Below are 22,369 nucleotides of genomic sequence, written 5' to 3'. Positions count from 1 at the left end.
ATAATGAATTTCAGAAATTTAGCTGACCTATCGGTATTGATATTGTTGTTTTTGCTGCCCAAACTAAATATGGCGCAAAATGCAGGCATTGCAATTTCTGAAATTAACAAAGTTTCTTCTTTCCCGATTGTGGATGGAGGAAAAGCAGCTCCAATATATATCGATAATAATGATGCTGAAGTTGTAGGTATTGCTGCCGAAGCCTTTAAAGATGATATTCATTTGTTATCTGGTTCAACCAGCCAGATCAATAAAAATAATGCTGTTTTAAGTGCTTATCCCATCATTATTGGTACCGTTGGTCAATCGCGCTATATCGATCAATTGCTTAAATCAGCAAAAATCAATCGCGCTACATTATCCGGCAAATGGGAAACATTTTCCATTTCAGTGATCGAAAATCCTTTAAAGGGAGTAAAAAGGGCTTTGGTTATTGCTGGCAGCGATAGGCGTGGTACCGCTTACGGCGTTTTTCAACTGTCGAGGATGCTTGGCGTATCGCCGTTATGTTGGTGGGCTGATGTTAAACCTGCAACAAAAAAATCGTTATATATTCAGGCAGGTCAGCCTTTGGTAGAGTCGCCATCGGTTAAATACCGGGGCATTTTTATTAATGACGAAGATTGGGGTATCCAACCCTGGGCAGCCAAAATGATGGATACTGATGTTAAAGATATTGGTCCGAAAACGTACACTAAAATCTTCGAACTGCTGCTCAGGTTAAAAGCAAATTACATCTGGCCAGGCATGCACCCTTCAACCAAAGCATTTTATTATTATGCCAATAACCCCGTAATGGCCGATAAATATGCAATTGTTTTAGGATCAAGCCATTGCGAACCGATGCTACGAAATAATGTTTTTGAATGGGCAGAAAATTTTGAACACGAATACGGCAAAAAACCGGGCGAATGGCGTTACGACCTGAATAAAAACGAAATTGCAAATTACTGGACGGACCGCGTAAAACAAGCCAAAAATTACGAATCGGTTTATACTGTGGGCATGCGTGGCATTCATGATGGCAGTATGCCCGGCCCGAAGGATAAAAACGAAAAAGTTAAATTATTGGGAGAGGTAATTGCCGATCAACGAACGATTTTGAGCAAAAATATAACTAAACCCATCAATTTCATCCCACAAATTTTTTGTCCGTACAAAGAAGTACTTTCATTGTATCAGGCCGGTTTAAAACTGCCTGATGATGTAACCATTGTTTGGGCTGATGATAATCACGGTTACATCCGTCAGCTTTCCAACCCCGAGGAGCAAAAACGATCGGGGGGAAGTGGGGTATATTACCATATTTCTTATTGGGGTGCGCCGCAAGATTACCTCTGGCTTTCATCTATTTCTCCATCATTAATTTCGTATGAGTTAAGCAAAGCTTACCAGTATAAGGCAGATCGGCTTTGGGTGATAAATGTTGGCGATATAAAACCTGCAGAAATGGAAACGCAATTTGCGATGGATCTGGCCTGGAATGTTAACCAGTGGAAACCCGAAAAGGCAGATCAATATGCCGAAAGCTGGGCTGCTGAAACTTTCGGTAATGAATTCGCAAAACCCATCGCCGAAATTAAGGAAGTATATTACCGTTTGGCACAAGCTGCTAAGCCCGAACATATGGCCAGTGTAAATTTTACGGATGAACAGGCTGAAGAACGTTTAGCCGCTTACCAAAGAATTTATGATCAGGCTAAAAGCCTAAATGGTAAAATGCCATCCCGATTAAAAGATGCTTTTTTCGAATTGGTTTTGTATCCTGTCGAAGGCGCGATGCTGATGAACCAAAAGATTTTATACGCAAAGAAAAGTTTGGTTTTAGCGGCAAATGGCAATCAATCTGCTTTAACTTATTCGAAAAAATCAAAAGCAGCTCTCGATCAGATTCAGTTGATTACTAAAAAATACAATGAAGAAATTGCCGGTGGCAAATGGAACGGAATAATGAGCTGGAAACCCCGTGATTTAGCCGTTTTTAAAATGCCAAAAGTTGCCGATTCAGTAACTGCGAAACCGTTAGATCATAATATGGAACCTGAAAATAAGATCATTATTCGGGCTGCTTCATTTACAGAAAAATCAGTTCCAAAGGGATTAACCCTGCAAACTTTAAAAGGCCTTGGCTTGGGGGGCAATGGCATTTCGCTTTATCCTTTTACTTTTGCACCTATTAGTGAAACCGCACTACTAAATGCCGCATTTGTTGTTTATAATGTTGATTTTAAAACAAAAGGTTTACACCAAATTGAAGTGAAATGTTTACCCACACAAGGCGTAAATAATGGCATTAAGGTCCGTTATGCTATTTCTGTAGACAATGATAAGCCGCAGATCATCAACATTTCTCCGGTTTCAGAAAACAACATCTGGAAACAGAATGTATTGCAAGGTTATGCTTCGGGTATAACCAAACACGAAATTAATAAAACAGGTAAATCGACTGTGAAAATTTATATGCTCGATCCGGGCTTAGTAATTAACCAGTTGGAAATACAATAAATATGATGAAGAAACTTTTAGCTTTTGCCCTTTCCTTAATTTTTATGTTTGCCATTGCCAGGGCACAAAGTATCGGCGATTATAAATCTGGTTTTAAGAAAACAGGTAATACCATTTCATTTTTAACCACAAAAGGAGAGGTGAAATTGGAGTTCTGTACACCAGAAATATTTAGGGTTAGAAGCAGTTGGAACGGTAAATTCGAAGCCAATGAAAACCTGATGGTGATAAATTACAACTGGGCCAATGTAGCTGTTAAAATTTCGGATAAAAAGGATCATTTCTTACTTGCCACGTCAAAATTGGTGCTTAAATTATACAAAAATCCGTTCAGGATTGATGTTTTTGATGCAAAAGGAAAATTATTGAGCAGCGAAACAAATGGGGCATTAGCCAAAGAAAATACAAAAGTAGGGGTAACCAAAAAACTGGAGGCCGATGAGCATTTCTTTGGTTTTGGGGAACGCATGGATTTTATGGACCGCCGATTTAAAAAACTAACCTTAAATGTTGGTCGTGGTAAAGGTTTGCCTCATGCCGTTGGTGCTTATAATATATTAGAGGCCAATTATTGCCCGGTTCCGTTTTTCATGAGCACAAAAGGTTACGGCATTTTCTTCCATAATTCTTTTGCCACCGAATGGGATATGGGGGCTACTAAAAAAGATCAGTACAGTTTTAAAGCTGCTGATGGCGAGTTGGATTACTATTTTATGTACGGACCAACTTTTCCCGCTATTTTAGATCATTATACCAGCATTACAGGCAAATCGCCAATGTTGCCACAGTTTGCCTTAGGGTTACATGTCGGCACATACAGTGGAGGTACCTGGGGTTATGAGGCACAAACATCTGATCATTATGTGGTTGAGCTGGCAAAAAAATATCGGTCATTAGGCATTCCGGTTGATCTGCTTTGGTTAGATTCTACCTGGCGACTTTTTGGAGAAATTGGCGGCAAAGGAGCAACTTCTTTCGAATGGAGAGAAACCTTTAAAGATCCAAAGTCGATGTTCGACAGCATTTATGCCATGAACTATAAGATGGTTGGCTTGCACCTTCGTCCACGTTTTGATAATGCCAAAAAGTTAAACCTGTTAGATCAGGCCCGGGAAAAGGGGTATACCTATCCTGAAAATGGCAAACCAGGCGAATTTGTAAACTTTTTTGATGAGAAAGCAACACAATGGTGGTGGGATAATGGCGTAATGCGTGTGGCAAAATTAGGTGCCAAATTTTTAAAAACTGATGAAGGCAGTGCTTTTGGATCTCTGGCCAACGAAAGTGAAAAAGTTGGTCCTACCGGAAAAGATGCAGAACGTTTACACAATCTTTTCCCGATAGCTTATGCCAAAGCCCCGTTTTTGGAGTTCGAAAAGTTTAATGGTTTTAGAGGATTAAATCAAACCAGAGAAGGTTACTCAGGCATTCAACGTTATCCATATATTTTTGCAGGCGATTGGCCAAGCGAATGGCAATATTTTGCCCCGGTAATTAAAGCCGGATTAAATGTTGGTCTTTCAGGCGTAGGCTCATGGGCGCATTGTATGGGCGGTTTCGAGCATCAGGCCGATCCCGAATTGTATATCCGCTGGGTACAGTTTGGAATGTTCAGCCCGATTGCACTTGTTTTTGGAATGGACCACCCAGGTTATAAAGAGCCCTGGAAATATGGTGAAGATGCCTTGCGGAATTTCAAAAAATACGATTTATTGCGCTACCGTTTATTCCCTTATATGTACACCAGCATGCACCAGCAATACGAAACAGGTTTGCCAATGATGCGGGCTTTGGTGCTCAACCATCAAAACGACGAAAATGTGTACGAAATAGGCGATCAGTACATGTTTGGCGATAATTTAATGGTAGCTCCGGTAACCACTAAAGGAGCCATTACCCGCTCGGTTTATGTGCCTGAAGGTACTTGGTTTAACTATTGGACGAGCCAAAAATATGAAGGTAAAAGTTATCACCATGTGGTAGCACCTTTAGATACCATTCCTTTATTTGTTAAGGCGGGCAGCATTATTCCGATGCAACCAGAAATGGCCTACAGTGGAGAAAAACCTGTTGACGTAATTACCCTGGATGTTTTTCCATATGGAACATCAGAATACAATATGTACGAAGATGATAATTTGAGTGCTGCTTATAAAACGGGAAACTATGCTTTAACAAAAATCACTTCTGCTTTAACAACATCAGGTTTAACGTTAAAAGTGGCAAAACCAACAGGTGTTTTCAAGCCGACTAAGCATAAATATTTAACTAAAATACATTGGACAGGCAAAGCAGATCCAAATGGGGTTTCAGAAAATGGCACTAACTTGAAAAATTTAAAAACACCAGATCGTCTGGATAAAACCGAAGGTTGGTTTTATGATGCAAAAAATAAAATTCTTTGGATCAAATCAGCTGGAGATAACAGTGCTGATTTAAGTTTTGTAGTGAATTAAAGTGGGTGGGCCATGGTGGTACGGAAGATAAATAAGCCTAACTCCTCGGTCTGTGTTCTCACAGACCGAAACAAATGATTTAATAACAAAAAATGTCCGTGCGTTCACTGACCATGGCACACGCAAACAAATAAAATTGAAAAAATGAAAATTGCATTTAAGATGAAACTTAAACCCGGTTTTGAAACAGAATACAAAAAGCGTCACGATGAGATCTGGCCTGAGTTATCCACCTTGTTAAAGGAGAATGGAATCAGCGATTATTCTATCTTTTTAGATGAAGAAACCAATACACTTTTTGCTGTGCAACAACAAAACGGAAGCTCTTCACAAGATCTAGGCAGTACCCAAATTGTACAAAAATGGTGGGCATACATGGCCGATATTATGGAAACCAATGCCGATAATTCTCCAAAAACATTCCCTTTAGAAATGGTATTCCATTTAGATTAAAACTATGCAATTACAACGATTCTGCTCTATTTTGCTGCTAAGTATATTAACTTTTAGTCTGGTTAAAGCACAAAAGCCTGTAAAAAGTACAAGTAGCTGGCCTGTTATCGAAAAGCAAATGAAGCCCTGGACCCGCTGGTGGTGGATGGGAAATGCGGTAGACGAGCAGAATTTGAACCTGGTTTTAAAGAAATATGCAGATGCAGGTCTCGGTGGAGTAGAAATTACACCCATTTACGGTGCAAAGGGTTACGAAAAGCAATATTTACAGTTTTTATCACCAGAATGGATAAATATTTTACATGTTACAGTAAACAAAGCCAATACCCTGGGTTTAGGGGTTGATATGAATACGGGAACAGGCTGGCCGTTTGGCGGTCCGCAGATTAAGCCCGAGCAAGCTGCCACAAAACTCATCACGCAACAATATTCACTCAAAGCTGGCGAAAAGTTAACTGAAGCCATTAAAGTTAAAGAGGCTAAGCAAGATTTTGCGCAGTTAAAAGCATTAACTGCTTATGGAAACAATGGCGAGGTAATCGATCTGCTTGGTAAAGTTCAGTCTGACGGATTTCTAAATTGGTCGCCAGCGAGCGGGAATTGGAATATTTATGCTGCTTTTGCAGGTAAAACCAGGCAAATGGTTAAGCGCGCAGCACCTGGGGGAGAAGGTTTTACTTTAGATCACCTCGATAAAAATGCGGTAAACATTTACCTGAAAAGATTTTCGGATGCTTTTGGTGGCAAACCACAAGGTATCCGCTCGTTTTTTAACGACAGTTATGAAGTGTATGGCGCAACCTGGACGCCAACTTTCTTTCAGGAATTTAAGAAAAACAGGGGCTACGATCTGGCCGCTCACCTTAAAGATTTAACCGGTAAAGATTCTACAGATACAAATATAGCCCGCCTAAAATCTGATTACCGCGAAACCATGGATGAACTCTTACTCCATAATTTTACGCAAAACTGGACCAATTGGGCACATCAGCTAAAATCGGTTACCAAAAACCAGTCGCATGGTTCACCAGGCAACCTGCTTGATCTTTATGGCGCAGTCGATATTCCTGAAACGGAAACATTTGGTTCGAGTTATTTTCCAATCAAAGGCATCAGACGCGATGCAGGAGATGTTCGTAATGTGGATCCAGATCCCATAATGAGTAAATTTGCCTCTTCTGCGGCACATACGGGCGGTAAAAAACTAACTTCTTCCGAAACCTTTACCTGGTTAACCGAGCATTTTAAAACATCCTTTTCACAATGTAAGCCAGAGGCCGAGCAATTGTTCCTCTCAGGCATTAACCATATTTTTTATCATGGCACTACCAACTCGCCCGCAAATGTACCCTGGCCCGGATGGCTGTTTTATGCTTCGGTAGAAATGAACCCGAACAACAGTTTGTGGCCGCAAGCGCAGGGCTTAAACAATTATATCGCCCGTTGTCAATCCATTCTGCAATCAGGAAAACCAGATAATGAAATTCTAATCTACTGGCCGGTTTACGATGTTTGGAATAAGGCTAAAGGTTTGGATATGGCCCTAAAAGTACACGATGTTGATGAGTGGTTACATCCAACTGCATTTTATAAATTATCGAAAGCTTTATCCAAATCAGGTTATTCTTTTGATTTTGCATCCGATAGGTTATTAAAACAATCAACGGTTAGCCAGGCTTTGATCAGTACCAATGCTGCTGCAGCACCCTATCAGGTGTTAATTGTTCCGCAGTGCGAAATGATGAATTTAGAAACACTTAATCAAATTATAAAACTCGCCAATAATGGTGCAAAAGTAATTTTTCAGGCATTACCTAAAGATGTTCCCGGTTTAAATAATCTCGAAGCACGCAGAGCACAGTTTAAAGCAGTTTTGGCTAAATTAATTTTTACAGCAGGAGCTGATGGTATTAAACAGTTTAAAGTTGGTAAAGGAGTGGTTTTATTGGCTGATGATGTGCAAAAGGCATTAAATAGCGTTTCCATTAAAAGAGAAACTTTAACCGATACCGGGCTTGAGTTTATCAGACGAAAAACAACAACAGGCAAGTATTATTACCTGGTAAACCACACAGCGCAAGATATTGATACCGAACTTGCTTTAAATGAGCGTGGACAGGTTTTAATTATGGATCCGCAAAGTTCGAATGTTGGTTTGGCAGCTGCAAGGGATAAAAAAGTTCGGGTACAGCTTAAATCGGGCGAGAGTCTGTTTTTAAAGGTTGATAAAAATCCTACAACCAACACACCTTGGGTTTATTTAAATAAAGCTGCAAATACTATTAACCTTAACCAAGCCTGGAAATTACATTTTACTGAAGGCGGACCTGAACTTCCTGCAAATCAGAATTTAAGCAAGCTGGTAAGCTGGACAACTTTGACCGATCCAAAATTACAGGCTTTTTCTGGTACTGGGGTTTACACTTCGAGTTTTAACCTGAGTTCAAAAGCTGCTAAAGAATATGTTTTAAGCCTGAATGAGGTAGATGAAAGTGCGCGTGTATGGATTAATGGCAAGGAGGTTGGCATTTTATGGAGCATCCCTTTTCAGGCCCGTGTTGGCAAATATTTAAAAGCAGGCCAAAATACCATTAAAATTGAAGTGGTTAATTTAATGGCAAACCGGATCCGTGATATTGATATTAAAAAAATCCAATGGCGTAATTACCACGAAATTAACTTTGTAAATATTAACTATAAAGATTTTGATGCCTCAAAATGGGAGGTAATGCCTTCTGGTTTAATCGGGCCGGTAACCATTACAGCTTTTAATTAAGCCTTCCTGAACCATCATTCCATTATTGATATTAAAGCTTTTGCTTATTCTTCCCTGTGAAAAAACATCATATTATGGTATATATTGCTATTTTGAATAGTTTATACCGCCATTGGAATAGGATTTATGATGATAATATTCGCTAATTAAAAGCTAAAATCATTTAATTATTACTCCTTTTTCGTAAAATTAAGTATGATTAAATCTACTAATAATGAAGTCAAATTATAATTTTAGGAGACGTTAATCGATTTAGGAAGTAATTGAACGCTTGTACGTTATTTATGGCAATATTTTATAAGAAAAAGACAGGATAGTACAGGATGGAAATTTTCTGGCACCTATTTATATTTAAGAAATAATTCTAACCAGATAACCTTTTAACCAAACTTAATTAACGAACGTTAATACAATTCTATGCAATAAAACTCTACGCATTCTTTCCGATCAATTTTTCTCCCTAAACTTCTAATTGATTTAGATTCATAGCCTTTTATTGCCCGTATTTTTTGACTCTCGTTATCCAATAAATTTGCTATGAGTAAAATTTTACCCAAATTTTTAATCGTCGTTTTGACAGTTGTTTTTTTCCTGAGCAGTTGCCGGAAAAAAGAATTCGATGACTTTTATGGCCGTCCAGAAAACCTGGGTGATCCCATCTACCAGCAACTTCAGGCAAAAGGTAATTTTTCCAAATTCCTGGATTGTATCGATAAGGCAGGTTACAAAGAAACACTTAGTTCAGCTGGTTCCTGGACGATTTTTGCACCAACTGATGAAGCCTTCGCTGCTTATTTAAAAGAGAATAACTTAACAGAAGTTAACATAGATCTTGCTTCAAAAATTGTTCGTTACTCAATGGTTTACGATGGCGAAAAGTTGGAGCGTTTAAGCGATTTTTTCTCGGTTAAGGGATTTGTGAAAAACACCGCTTTTAGGAGAAGAACGGTTTATTACGATTTTGTTTACGATGGTAAAGACAATAATGGAAATGCCATTAAAGTAATTGCGGCCAACCGTAACGGCTCTTATCTGGCAACCGATTTTAACAATAAAAATATCAGTTATTTCTTATCACCATACATGGCCTTTAATGGTTTATCTGCGGCTGATTATAACTTTTTTTACCCAAATACTGCTTACAATGGCAACAATATAGGGCCGGCAAGGTTAATTGATGGGCAGCAGAATATTGTTGCCGAAAATGGCGTAATCCATGTAATCGATAAGGTGTTAAGTCCGCCTCAAAGTATCGATCAATATATTAATGAAAAGCCTGATTACAGTGTTTTTAAAGGTCTTTTGGATAAGTTTGTTACTTATTCGTTAAATACCGACATTTCTCACCGCTATGAGGTATTAAGTGGTAAAACAGCCAATGTTTACGCCAAAACTTACAGTACTTTACTGGCTTTTTCGCCAAACAACGAAAATTATTTAAAAGTTGATGCAAATGATGCTCAACAAGGTTCTTATAGCATTTTTGCACCCACAAATGCTGCTGTTAATGCCTATGCACAAACGGTATTATTAAAATACTGGAAGAAAAAAGGCGTAAACAACCTTAACGATTTATATGTATCCGCACCTGATGTTATTAAGGATTTTGTAAACTCACACCTATTTACTACAACGGTTTGGCCAAGCAAATTTGCCACAACACCAAACGCCTTAAATGATTTTACAACCCGTGTAGCAGCTGATGTGGTAGATAAGCAAGCGCTGAGCAATGGCTTTTTATACGGTATTAACAAAGCACAAAATGCAAATGTATTTTCGACAGTTTATGGCAATGTAAACCTGGATCCTGATTACAATGTAATGAAGCAGGCGCTGATTTATTTTGGACTTACTGCTCCTTTAAAAACACCAACATTGCGATATCTGGTGGTAATGATCCCTGATGTAACGCTAAGGAAAATGGGTTTTATTTACGATCCGTTTTTTGCATCTGCCCCGATCAGAGGCGATTTAGTAGCCCTTAAACGAATTCTGCAAACACATATTATTGCCCTTGGCGATAGGGCAGTGCCTAATTTTGCTACAGGCTCAGGAATTTTGGAAGCTTCTAACGGCGAGTATGTAAAATACGCTAGCGGTAAACTGATTTCATCAGGTACACAGGATAGCGTTTCCGTTGCCAAACAAAGTATCCCGATTGATTCCATCAGTACCACACCAGTGAACGGAGCAGCGGTTTATGGAAAAGAAGCACTTACGTATACTGTGCTTAATATTGGTAAACACATCGAAAAATATGGAACCCTAACCACTGATCCTTATTATTACTTTTTTCAACTGTTAAACAACAACATTATATATACCAAGGCAACCGGGGTTATACAAGGTACGGTAGAAGGTGTAAATTATACTGTTTTCATTCCTACCAATGCGGCCATAATGCAGGCGGTAAAAGATGGTGTTTTACCAGGAAATGTAACTACGGGCATACCCACCACTGCGCCTACAGATGGTTCGGATGTTACCAGAGTGAGTAAATTCTTACTATATCATATCATCAATAAAAACACCGTTGTAAGCGATGGACAAAAGATCGGGCAGTTTGAAACCCTGATGAAAAACGATGGTGGCGATGCGGCAAAAATTACCATAGCATTAAATACAACCACTACGCTAATGCTTAGGGATGTAATCGGCAGAACAGCCAATGTGCTTTTGGGGCCAACAGATAGAAGCAATGTTTTATCAAACCGCACAGTAATCCATCAGATCAATAATTACTTAAAATATCAATTCTAACCGATATGACTAAAAAATATACTTTACGTTTATTAGCCTTGCTGTGCTTTTTATTTGCGTCTGCAATTGCCAGTGCGCAGCAAATTAACTACGTGCGGGGAAAGATTATTGATAAAAAAGATAAACAGCCCATTATCGGTGCTTCGGTTGTAATTGTTGATAAAGACCGCAGGGTTATAAAAGGTGTATCATCAGATATTGATGGTAACTATACTTTGCCTGTAGCCGATAAAACCTATAGAATTTCAGTTTCTTACATTGGCTATAAATCAACTGCACCAATTGCCATTGATAAGGCAACAATTAACTTTCAGCTGGAGTCGGCTGATAACCAGATGGATGAGGTTCAGATTGTTTCGAAAGCCAAAGCCGATAACGGTAGCGGAATGAACATTGATAAGCGTGATCAAACTTCTGCTATTGGTACTATTAACGCCAAAGAGCTTGAAGATATGCAGGCCGCCTCTATCGATCAGGCTTTGCAGGGCCGTTTGGCAGGTTTGGATATTGCAGCAAGCAGTGGCGATCCAGGTGCACCCATGCAAATCCGCATCCGTGGTACATCTTCTATAAACGGTGCTGTAGATCCTTTAATCGTGGTAGATGGTATGCCTTACGACATTACTATTCCATCTGATTTTAACTTTGCAACTTCTGATGAAACCAATTACGGCCAGTTATTAAACATTGCGCCCTCAGATATTAAAGATATTAGTGTGTTAAAAGATGCTGCGGCAACAGCCATCTGGGGTTCGAGGGCAGCAAATGGTGTTTTGGTTATCAATACCAAAAGAGGAACTATGGGGCCGCCAACTATTTCTTATAATTTTAAAGGTTCATACTCTAAACAGCCAAGTCCGGTACCCATGCTTAATGGTAACCAATATTCTACCCTAGTGCTGGAAGAATTTTACAACGCCGGCCGTCAGTTTTCTACTTCTGAGTTTGCCAAAGAGTTTCAATACGATCCGAACGACCCTTATAACTATTTTAATTACAGCAACAACACCGATTGGTTAAAAGCCATCACCAGGATTGGGTATCTTCAGGATCATAACCTTTCTATTTCCGGTGGGGGCGAAAAAGCCAAATACCGTGCATCATTAAATTATTTTAACCAGGAGGGTACAACCAGAGGTACAAGTTTAGGCCGTTTAAGTGCCCGTGTAAATTTAGATTACCAGGTATCTACAAAAATCAGGTTCAGTGCAGATATCGTGTACACACATATCGATAACGAAAATCTTTACAGCACCAAAGTCAGGGATATTGCTTATCAAAAAATGCCCAACCAATCTGTATACGAGTACGATGAATATGGCAATCTTACTTCAAATTATTTTAGTCCGCTGGCTACCGCACAGGGCACTTACCCAGGTACATATAATCCATTGGCTATGGCAAATGCAGCCAGTAACCATCAGCTTGGCGAAAGGGTAATTCCGAAGTTTTCATTACAGTACCAAATAGTACCCGACCGTTTAAGGTTAAATGCAAACTTTCAGGTAGATATTAACAACTCAAAAACCAAAACCTTTTTGCCCCAAATTGCAACGGGTAAGCTGTTTACCGATGCTGTGGTAAACTCTACAGGCGATGTTGATGGTGATGGATTTACAATGGCATCCAACATTACTTTGGCTTATACGCCAGAGTTAGGTAAAAAACATGATCTGATTGCCTTTGCAAGATTTGATAGCAACGATAGCCGCAGAACAGGGCAGGGGATGTTTGCAACCAATACAGCATCATCTTACCTTGCCGATCCATCTATCGATGGACGAACAAATGCCGTTGGCTCTGTATATTCATCATTTGCCCAAAGCCGTTCGGTGGGTTTGCTGTTAAATGCGCAGTACAAATTTTTAGACCGTTATATTTTTAATGCAGGGATAAGGGGCGACGGTAACTCTAAGTTCGGGCCAAACAACCGTTATGGTGTTTTCCCATCAGCATCGTTAAGGTGGAGGGTATCTGGCGAACCTTTTATGAAAAGAACTGAAAAGTTTATCGACGATTTTAGTTTCAGGGCAAGTTATGGTATTGTAGGTAATGCACCACGCGGAGATTATACCTATTTAAACACTTATCAAAATTACGGTTTCAGTTACCTGGGCATGTCTGGCGTGTATTCAAGCAATCTCGAATTATCAGATTTAAGATGGGAAAAAGTAGCCCAATCCAACCTTGGCCTAACCCTTAACATGTTCAAAAATGCCATTAATATGGATTTTGATGTTTACCGTAAACGAACTACCGATTTATTTTATCCTGGCATTGCCATACCAACCTATAATGGTTATTCGGGTGTAGATCTTAACGTGGGTACGATGGATAACCAGGGCTGGGAATTTAACCTGAACGCTACACTGATCAGAAAGAAAAATTTTAGATGGGATTTTAGTTTCAATATCTCGCACAACGAAAACATCATCCGCGAAATTGATCCGCTTTACCCTCGAGAAAACAAAGGAAAAATCACTTCCAATAATGTATTTAAGGTTTACATCCAGGAAAACAACCCGTTTGGCTCTTTTTACGGGTTCAAGTTTAAAGGAGTTTACAAAGATTTAAATTCAACCATTGCCCTTGATGATAGCGGCAACCAGATTGTTGGTCCAAACGGACAAAAAGTGTACATGCGTTTCGCTTATCCATCTGTTGATTACGTTTTTCAGCCCGGCGATGCAATGTATGAAGACATTAACCATGATGGAAATATCGACTATAAGGATATTGTGTATTTAGGTAACAGTAATCCAAACTTAACAGGTGGTTTTGGTACTGGGATTACCATTAATGGCAACATCCGTTTTGGTGCCAACTTTAGCTACCGTACAGGTTACCAGATTATTAACGGAACAAAGATTACCACCACCAATATGAATGGTTTTAGCAACCAAAGTACTGCGGTATTAAGGCGGTGGAGAGCCGAAGGCGATGTTACCGATATGCCAAGAGCAGTATATGCCACCGGATATAACTTTTTAGGCTCTGATAGGTATGTAGAAGATGGCTCTTACCTGCGTTTACGCAGTGTAACCCTGAAATACGATTTCAGTAAAAACTTTATGAAAAGACTGGGTATGAAAAGTTTAAGCGCAAATTTAATGGTAGAGAATATTTTAACCTTTACCAAATATACAGGCCAGGATCCGGAAGTGCCGGTAAAGCTAACGGCATTTTCTACCGTGGTTGATAATTCTACCACCCCGCCAATAAAAACAGTTACTCTTGGTTTAACAGCAAATTTTTAATCAGCAACAGGATGAAAAAGATTATATATAGTACAGGCATAATCATGATGCTGATCATGAGCAGCTCATGTAAAAAATGGTTGGATTTACAGCCCCGGGATGGCATTACCCGTCAGGGCTTTTGGAAAACCAAAGAAGATATACAAGCTGCGGTTGCAGGTTGTTATGCTTCCTTACTGGCACCTCCTCCAGGGATTAATGATAAGGCTTTAACCGAGTATATGTTTATATATGGTGAGATACGTGCCGATATGATCGATGCCGGGCCGAGTGGAACAACAGAGGAGAAAGATATTTTTGATAACAACATTGTGCAAAGCAATACCTTAACCAGTTGGGCTGCTTTTTACCGCACCATTAATTTTTGCAATACCGTATTGGATTTTGCGCCCGCCGTAAAAGAAAACGACCCTACTTTAACCGATGCACAATTAAATGCTTACCTGAGTGAAGCTTTGGCATTAAGGAGCATGATGTATTTCTACCTGGTTAAAACGTTTAGAGATGTGCCATTAAAATTAACTTCCTCATCAAAAGATACCGATTTACAGGAGCTTGTTAAAACACCAGGTGCAGATGTTTTAAATCAGGTTGTGGCCGATTTAAAAAAGGCCGAAGCAGGCGCGGTAAGCACCTACGGAAATACCGTATCAGACAAAGGCAGAATTACAAAGTTTACAGTAAATGCTTTGCTGGCCGATGTGTATTTATGGATGGATAATTTTGCAGCCTGCATTACCGAGTGCAACAAAATTATGGATTCGCAAAAATTTGCCGTTCAGGGTGCAGGTTCGGGTTGGTACAACAATGTGTTTTTTAATGGCAGTTCAACAGAAACCATTTTCGAATTTTCAAATAAAAATTCGGTAAACAACGTATTCTATAACTTACTAATACAATCTAAAAAACGCTTTATAGCTTCAGGTATTTTAACCTCCGATATATTTACGCCAGATGATGTGGATCCAGACCGGATTTACGATATCCGCGCCGCTAATTTTTACAGCGGAGACAACAGCATAATAAAATTTGGTAGCGAAAACCCTTCATATGTAAACTGGCAGGCTTACCGCTTATCCGATATCTGGATGTTGAAAGCCGAAGCCCTAGCCTATACCGGTGGTGGAGCAGATGCCATTACCCTCATTAAAGATTTAAGGTTAAAAAGAAATGCGGTTAAAACAACAGAAGAAACTCCCGATGAAAATGATAAGGATGCCATATGCGATTATATTTTGGCTGAACGATCGCGGGAATTTGCTTTTGAAGGCAAACGCTGGTATGATTTATTGCGCATAGCAAAACATGAAAATTATCGCCGTTTAAACGTACTGCTCGAAATGGTCGCCCGAACAGTATCACCAGCTGTACAGCAATCGGCAATAGCCAAGTTCAGGGATGTAAACAGCCATTATTTACCGATTAACGAGAACGAGCTTTTTGCCGATTCAAAACTTGTCCAAAATCCATTTTACACCAAATAAATTTTAGCATGATGAAAAATAATCAAAATGTACGCAGCCTAGCCAAATTGGCGATGATCTGTGTTATTGCTTTTATATTTATAAATGCATGTAAAAGAGAATCGTACACTTTAGCCACTACAGATGATGTAAACATTACCGGCTATTTAGATAAATACCCAGACAAGTTCTCTTTAATGAGGCAGATAGTAGAGCGTTCGGGCACGGCTGGCTATTTAGGTGCTTATGGCAGGTACACCTTATTTACCCCGACTAACGATGCCGTAACCGCCTGGCTTAAAGGTATTGGCAAAGCGAACGTATCCGATTTAAGTGTAGAGCAATCGAAAGATATGGTTAAATTCCATTTATTGCCCGATACTGTTGCAACCAACCGCTTTACAGATGGAAAATTGCCACAAATAACTTTATATGGCCAGTACCTGCAAACAGGTGGCGTAAACGAAGGCGGGGTAAGCAGCATTATTGTAAACAAACAGGCAAAAATAAGCCAGTCGAATGTAAGGGTGGGTAATGGCATTATCCATGTAATCGATCATGTATTAATCCCTGCAACATTAACAACTGCACAAACCATCGAGGCCAGCGGGCGTTACAAGTATTTTACCCAGGCCTTAAAAGAAACTGGTTTTTTCGATTCCTTAAATGTAGCTTCATCAACCGTTACTGATACCACCAGAAGATTGCAAACGGCTATTATCGAATCAGATTCTGCATTGGTAAAAGCTGGTTACAGCAGTTATGAAGCCTTTAAAGCCAAATTTTCAAAAACAGGCAATCCTAAAAGCCATACCGATAGTTTATGGTTATATGTAGCCTATCACATTTCGGCAGGTGCAGCTTATACGCCCGATATCATCTCATCAACTACCATTAATACCCTTGCACCAAAAGAGGTAGTAACCACCAAATATGTTAACCAGCGGATTTTATTAAATGATGATGAATTTAATGGTGTATTGGAGCCTGGAGTGGAATTAAACAGAACCTTCAGCAATATCACCACTGCAAATGGCGTAATTCATGAGTCTAAAAACCTTTACTCCATTAAGGTGCGTTATCCAACAGGCGTATTTTTTGATGTTTGCGACCAACCAGAGCTAAAAGCAAATCCCATCTGGCGTGGCAGAAATGGTGCAACCAGCGGTACAATCCCATTGTTTGCAAACGGAGCCTCTATTTTGTCAGGAATGAGAGTAAATAATCCTGCAAAGGCAACCCTTCCTCAGAATTACGATTATTTCGTCTCTATTTTCGGTGCTACAAGAAGAATTGCTTACGACGATAAATTGAACCTTTCACTGGGTTTAACAAATGCAAATCGCGCAATTTGGGTGGAGTTAAAAACGCCAATGTTGGTTAAGGGTAAATACAAGGTTTGGATCTGTTATAGCCAGTTTGGCAGCGGTCCACTTTGCCAAATAGGTATGGATATTGGCACGCCTGATGCCCAGATTCTACCAAATCTTGTTGATTTCAGGCAATCGCTCACTTCATCGGGTATGACTGATGCAGGAGCTGCTTTACCGAGTTCAGACCCTTTGATGTTGGCACAGGGCTTTAAACGCTATCTGGCTACTACAAACGATAAAGATAAAAATGGCAATGTTGGACTGATTCAGCCCGCTGTTAAAAATAACTGGCCAACTGCAACCGGCAGATTAGCAGGAACAGTAAACATTACGACTACTGATAGGCACTGGATTAGGTTAACCATGGTTGGCGGTGCAGAAGCAAGCAGCAATACCTGGTTGGATATGATTCAATTTATACCGGAAAACGATGACCAGAATTATCCAAGATTTTCACCAGGTAAAGACGGTCTGATTTTTCAAAAACCCTAACCATTAATAATCAGGTTGCACCATTAAATTGGTGGTGCAACCTCATTTAGAAATAAAATAAACGCTTGTAATAGGGAGATAACCGAAATAACTAATGAGAAAAAATATACTACATACCATATTGTTACTGGGCATTGTGCTTTGGCTGGGGGGATGCAAAAATGCAATGGAGGAGCATACAGCGATTGTAAATGTGGATAATACCACCGATCTTTTACAAAAAATTGCCGGCCAGGCCAACCTGAGTAAGTTTACCGAATATGTGAGGAGCACAGGTTATGATAAACTGTTAAGCTCATCGCAAACATATACGGTTTGGGCACCCACCAATGATGCATTGGCAACGCTTGATGCAGCAATTGTGAGTGATCCTTTAAAATTGAAAGATTTTGTGGCCAATCATATAGGCTTAACTGCCACCACTGCACCAAAAGGCATTGCCGATACTGTAAGAGTGTTACTGCAAAATAAAAAGTATGCTACCATGATTGGTGCTACATTCGAAGAAGCCGCTGTTGTAGGCACTCCTGCCTTTGTTAAAAACGGTGCTTTATATGTAATTGATAAGGCGGTGCCAACCAAGTTAAATGTTTGGGATTTTATGCTCAACAGTACCGATGCGCCCACCCAAACCAATTACATCGCCAACTTATCTACCCAGGTAATTGATACCGCTAATGCCACAATTATTGGTTATAATGCATTAGGCAACCCGATATTTGCGCCAAACCCGCCAATGGTATCAAGAAATACCTATTGGAACAGTGTTGCCGATTTACGTACGGAAAACCAGCAATACACTTTTTTCATGTTGCAGGATGCTACTTTTACTACAGAACGTAACCGTTTAGAACCTTTTTACCCAAATGGAGGCGCATTTATATTAGTGCGCGATCTGGTGGCAAAAGGATTGTATACCCTTGATAAATTACCAGATACACTGATTTCTACCAGAGGGGTTAAAATTCCAATTAAAAAATCGGCTATTGTAAAATCATACCGCGCCAGTAACGGAATTGTGTATGTAATGAATGCCATGCCTTTCAGAACCAAAGATAAAGTGCCAACCTTTAAAATTGAGGGCGAACTGCCTTCTGGTTTTAGATCAGACAGATCGGGTAATACGCTTTACCGGCTTAAACTGGATGATAAGGGCTTGCCATATAAGGATATTGAAGTGTACAACCATGGTATTGCCGAATATTATGTTCAATACCTATCAACCGTTGCAAATGTAAAATACAAAGTTTACGCAAGAGCCATTTCAGGTAGCCCTGGTGATGCACAGGTGGCCAACTTTACCCAGCGCTATTTTATATTTAACCCAACAACCCTTGTTTACGATGTGTTTGCCACGCAAATAGTAACGCCTTTAAATTATACAGAAGTTTACCTAGGCGATTATACACCACAACAATATGGGCTGTTGCAACTGCGCTTAATAGCGGCAAACGTAACTTCGGTTAACCAAAATACGCTCATTCTAGATTACCTGAGATTTGAACCTATTCTTCCTTAATTAAGTAATCTGACTCAATAAAAGACTATGCATAATTTTACCATCATACGAAAAGGAATTTTAATTGCGCTGTTTGCCCTCGTGTGCCCCGCCTTGGCTTTTGCACAGCAAACCGATACCGGCAAAACAGATTCGAGCCAGTACAGTACCGATACCACAACGGTAAAAGTGAAGCAAAAACGGTTGGTTGGCCAAAGAATAACAGGCGTTGTGGTAGATGGTTATACCAATAAGCCCATAACCGGAGCCAAACTTACCGTAACCGATTTTTCGGGTGCTTTAACCGATAACAATGGAAAGTTCAGCATTGTAGTACCCGATTATAATGCCACAATTTTAATCAGCTTTACCAATTACCACACCAAATTATTACCTGTACATAAAGGTAAACTGGCTACCATTAAAATTTATCCCAACAGTTACAACTCTTTGTTTACTGAGGTAACATTGCCTGCAGGTACACAAAACCTGGCCAGATCAGAGTCTGCTATAAGCTACCTGAGTCCTCAGGGCGGGTGGACAGTTAATTCTGAAACCCCAGATAGTTATTTGCAAGGCCGCATGGCGGGTGTAAATGCAATCAGGAGATCGGGTACACCAGGTATTGGTGCCGATGTGTTTGTACGGGGTTTTACTTCATTGTATGCTACAAACCAACCGTTGTATGTAGTAGATGGTATGGTTTACGATGCCAATTCTTACGGTACATCGCTAACTACAGGTCATAAAAATAATCCCTTGCAATTTATCGATGTTCGTGATATCGAAAACATCAGCCTCATTAAAGATGCTTCTGCCGCTGCTGTTTACGGCAGTAAGGCTGCAAATGGGGTAATGATCATTACTACAAACCACGCCAAAGATTTGGCCACAACGATCGATTTTTCTGCCTATACAGGGATCAACCTAAAACCTAAAAGCATCAAGGTAATGGGTGTAGATGATTACCGGAGTTATTTATCTGATGTTTTAAAAAGCCAGGGTTTAAGTGCCACTGCTATTGCCGCCAAACCTTATATGAACGATGATCCGAACCCGGCAACCAATCCAACTTACTCCATGTACCATCAAAATACCGATTGGCAGAACGAGGTTTTCAAAAACAGTATCGATCAAAGCTATTTTTTAAAAGTAAGCGGGGGCGATAACATTGCAAAATATGCACTATCTGCAGGTTATTCATCCGATAAGGGCGTAATTGATTCTACCAGCAACAATAAATACTCCATGCGTTTTAACAGTGATCTAAACCTCACCAAAAAACTTACCGGAAACACCAATTTATCTTTTACTTATACCGAACAGCGGTTAAAAGATCAGGGCTTGTCTGCCCGTACGAATCCTATTTTTCTATCGCTTGTAAAAGCACCGTTTTTAGCGGTAAATGAAATCAGTGCATCAGGAGCAGTTTCGCCAAACCTGGCCGAATATGATACCCTGGGGGTAAGTAACCCAAGGGCACTGATTGAAAAGGGACTGAACCAGAAGAAAGCTTACCGCTTTTTTGGTAACATTAATTTTGATTACGCATTCAGCAAAACATTTAAACTTTCCAACCTAACCGGTTTAACCTATGATAAAACGCAGGAAACTTTGTTTATTCCACGTAAAGGCGTAACCAACGAAATTTTACCAACCACCATTGGCGATAGTAAGCTGGGTACCCAGGTAATCCGTTACTTTAGTGTTTTTGATGATTTACATTTAAGTTTCGACCGGAGGTTTGGCAAGGGCCATACCCTGCATGCCGCATTGGGTACGCGTTATACCTCGAGCCAGAGCGAACAGGATTTTGCCATTGGTTACAACTCCGCAACTGATGTTTTAATCAGCATTGGCAACAGTAATGCCGCATTACGCTCTTTTGGTGGCGATATTGGCAAATGGAGTAACCTGAACAGTTATTTTACTGCCAACTACAATTATAAGGATAAGTATTATTTAAGTTTAAATGCCGCTGTTGATCAGTCATCAAGGTTTGGCCGTAAAGATATTTCTTCATCGGTACGTTATATCGGCGGTTATGGTTTGGATATCCTGGGCAATAAATCGGCTATTTTACCGGCTTTAAGTGGGGCATGGTTAATCTCTTCTGAAGATTTTATGCACAATTATAAATACATCGATCTGTTGAAACTGAGATTAAGCTATGGCCTGGTTGGTAACGATGATGTTGGCAATTATAACAACAGGCAATATTATGTATCGCAAAACCTGTTGGGTTTACAAGGCCTTGTGCGTGGCAACATTGCCAACCCTGGCATCCAATGGGAGCAGGTAGCCAAATTCAACACCGGTATAGATGCTTCATTTTTTAATGAACGTTTAAGTCTGAGCCTCGATTATTATATCCATACCACCAGCAAAATGCTGGCTTATGTTCCTGTAGCATCAGTAGGAGGGATCAATTCTTATATCGATAATCAGGGCGGTATGCGTACTTCAGGGTTGGATTTTGGTTTAAACAGCCGCATTTTAAATAAAACATTCAAATGGGATTTAGGCATCACCCTGGGTACCTATAAAAATAAAATAAACAGCCTGCCCGGCAGTACCGATATTTTAACCAGCTATGCCAATGGTACCTATTTAACAAGAGTTGGCCAAACAGCTAATTTATTTTACGGTCAGCGTACCAACGGAGTATATGCCACCACAGCCGAAGCTAGTGCCGCTGGTTTATCGATTAGAAACAGTGCAGGTGCATTGGTGCCATTTACCGGTGGAGACACCAGGTTTATTGATACCAATGGTGATAAAATTATCAATGATGCCGACCGTGTTGTAATTGGCGACCCTAACCCTGATGTTTATGGAAGTATTAACAATACCTTCAGCTATAAAAACTGGAGTTTGGATGTGCTGTTCTCATTTGTGGCCGGTAACGATATTTACAACTATACCCGTTCGGTACTCGAATCTGGAAACAGCTATTACAACCAAACTGATGTAGTGCGCAACCGCTGGCGTGGAGAAGGCCAGGTTACCAATGTGCCGAAAGCAAGTTATGGCGACCCGATGGGCAATGCACAATTTTCTGACAGGTGGATAGAAGATGGATCTTATTTCCGCCTGCGCACCTTGAATTTAACCTATAATGTGCCGCTAAAAGCAAAAGCAATTAAGTATGCAAAGCTTTATGCAACGGCTAATAATGTATTCACTTTAACCAATTACCTGGGTTACGATCCTGAGTTTAGTGCCTCTGGAAGCATATTTACGCAGGGTGTAGATACCACCTTAGAACCCCAGTTCAGGTCGTTCCAACTTGGTGTTAGAATTGGTTTATAATTGATAATGTATAAAAAGATGAAG

At 39.9% G+C, this 22,369-nt stretch carries 10 protein-coding genes; all 10 read left to right on the top strand.

What is annotated here, in order from left to right; translation table 11 throughout:
* Positions 1–3: 3 nt before the first annotated feature.
* On the top strand, positions 4–2,505 hold the full coding sequence (locus ASE74_RS06945) for a glycosyl hydrolase 115 family protein (RefSeq protein WP_055906616.1): 2,502 nt from the start codon (positions 4–6) through the stop codon (positions 2,503–2,505).
* A gap of 2 nt (positions 2,506–2,507) precedes the next feature.
* Positions 2,508–4,961, top strand: a complete 2,454-nt coding sequence (locus tag ASE74_RS06940) for a glycoside hydrolase family 31 protein (protein ID WP_055906180.1) — start codon at positions 2,508–2,510, stop codon at positions 4,959–4,961.
* Between the two features lie 144 nt (positions 4,962–5,105).
* Positions 5,106–5,414 (top strand): L-rhamnose mutarotase, encoded by a 309-nt coding sequence (gene rhaM, locus ASE74_RS06935; protein ID WP_055906177.1) that lies wholly within the window; start codon positions 5,106–5,108, stop codon positions 5,412–5,414.
* A gap of 4 nt (positions 5,415–5,418) precedes the next feature.
* Entirely contained in the window at positions 5,419–8,190 is a 2,772-nt protein-coding gene (locus ASE74_RS06930) for a glycosyl hydrolase (protein WP_055906175.1), read from the top strand.
* A gap of 537 nt (positions 8,191–8,727) precedes the next feature.
* Positions 8,728–10,950: a fasciclin domain-containing protein gene (locus tag ASE74_RS06925; protein WP_055906172.1), complete on the top strand. Its 2,223-nt coding sequence runs from the start codon at positions 8,728–8,730 to the stop codon at positions 10,948–10,950.
* A 5-nt stretch (positions 10,951–10,955) separates the two neighbouring features.
* Positions 10,956–14,207, top strand: coding sequence for a SusC/RagA family TonB-linked outer membrane protein (locus ASE74_RS06920; RefSeq protein ID WP_055906169.1), 3,252 nt, complete (start codon positions 10,956–10,958; stop codon positions 14,205–14,207).
* Positions 14,208–14,218: 11 nt separating this feature from the next.
* On the top strand, positions 14,219–15,691 hold the full coding sequence (locus ASE74_RS06915) for a RagB/SusD family nutrient uptake outer membrane protein (RefSeq protein ID WP_055906166.1): 1,473 nt from the start codon (positions 14,219–14,221) through the stop codon (positions 15,689–15,691).
* A gap of 8 nt (positions 15,692–15,699) precedes the next feature.
* Positions 15,700–17,535, top strand: a complete 1,836-nt coding sequence (locus tag ASE74_RS06910; RefSeq protein ID WP_082458676.1) for a fasciclin domain-containing protein — start codon at positions 15,700–15,702, stop codon at positions 17,533–17,535.
* A gap of 94 nt (positions 17,536–17,629) precedes the next feature.
* Positions 17,630–19,054, top strand: a complete 1,425-nt coding sequence (locus ASE74_RS06905) for a fasciclin domain-containing protein (protein WP_082458675.1) — start codon at positions 17,630–17,632, stop codon at positions 19,052–19,054.
* A 27-nt stretch (positions 19,055–19,081) separates the two neighbouring features.
* Positions 19,082–22,345: a SusC/RagA family TonB-linked outer membrane protein gene (locus ASE74_RS06900; protein ID WP_055906157.1), complete on the top strand. Its 3,264-nt coding sequence runs from the start codon at positions 19,082–19,084 to the stop codon at positions 22,343–22,345.
* Positions 22,346–22,369 lie beyond the last annotated feature (24 nt).

This window comes from Pedobacter sp. Leaf216, assembly GCF_001421515.1.
GTDB lineage: Bacteria > Bacteroidota > Bacteroidia > Sphingobacteriales > Sphingobacteriaceae > Pedobacter.
The sequence above is the reverse complement of the archived record's forward strand: the minus strand, read 5'-3'. Positions and strand labels throughout refer to the sequence as shown.

Excerpts from the sequence above, each read along its gene's own strand:
- ASE74_RS06905 (WP_082458675.1), top strand. The coding sequence starts at position 17,630 with ATGAGAAAAAATATACTACATACCATATTGTTACTGGGCATTGTGCTT.
- rhaM (WP_055906177.1), top strand. The coding sequence starts at position 5,106 with ATGAAAATTGCATTTAAGATGAAACTTAAACCCGGTTTTGAAACAGAA.
- ASE74_RS06925 (WP_055906172.1), top strand. The coding sequence starts at position 8,728 with ATGAGTAAAATTTTACCCAAATTTTTAATCGTCGTTTTGACAGTTGTT.
- ASE74_RS06945 (WP_055906616.1), top strand. The coding sequence starts at position 4 with ATGAATTTCAGAAATTTAGCTGACCTATCGGTATTGATATTGTTGTTT.
- ASE74_RS06940 (WP_055906180.1), top strand. The coding sequence starts at position 2,508 with ATGATGAAGAAACTTTTAGCTTTTGCCCTTTCCTTAATTTTTATGTTT.
- ASE74_RS06900 (WP_055906157.1), top strand. The coding sequence starts at position 19,082 with ATGCATAATTTTACCATCATACGAAAAGGAATTTTAATTGCGCTGTTT.
- ASE74_RS06930 (WP_055906175.1), top strand. The coding sequence starts at position 5,419 with ATGCAATTACAACGATTCTGCTCTATTTTGCTGCTAAGTATATTAACT.
- ASE74_RS06920 (WP_055906169.1), top strand. The coding sequence starts at position 10,956 with ATGACTAAAAAATATACTTTACGTTTATTAGCCTTGCTGTGCTTTTTA.
- ASE74_RS06915 (WP_055906166.1), top strand. The coding sequence starts at position 14,219 with ATGAAAAAGATTATATATAGTACAGGCATAATCATGATGCTGATCATG.
- ASE74_RS06910 (WP_082458676.1), top strand. The coding sequence starts at position 15,700 with ATGATGAAAAATAATCAAAATGTACGCAGCCTAGCCAAATTGGCGATG.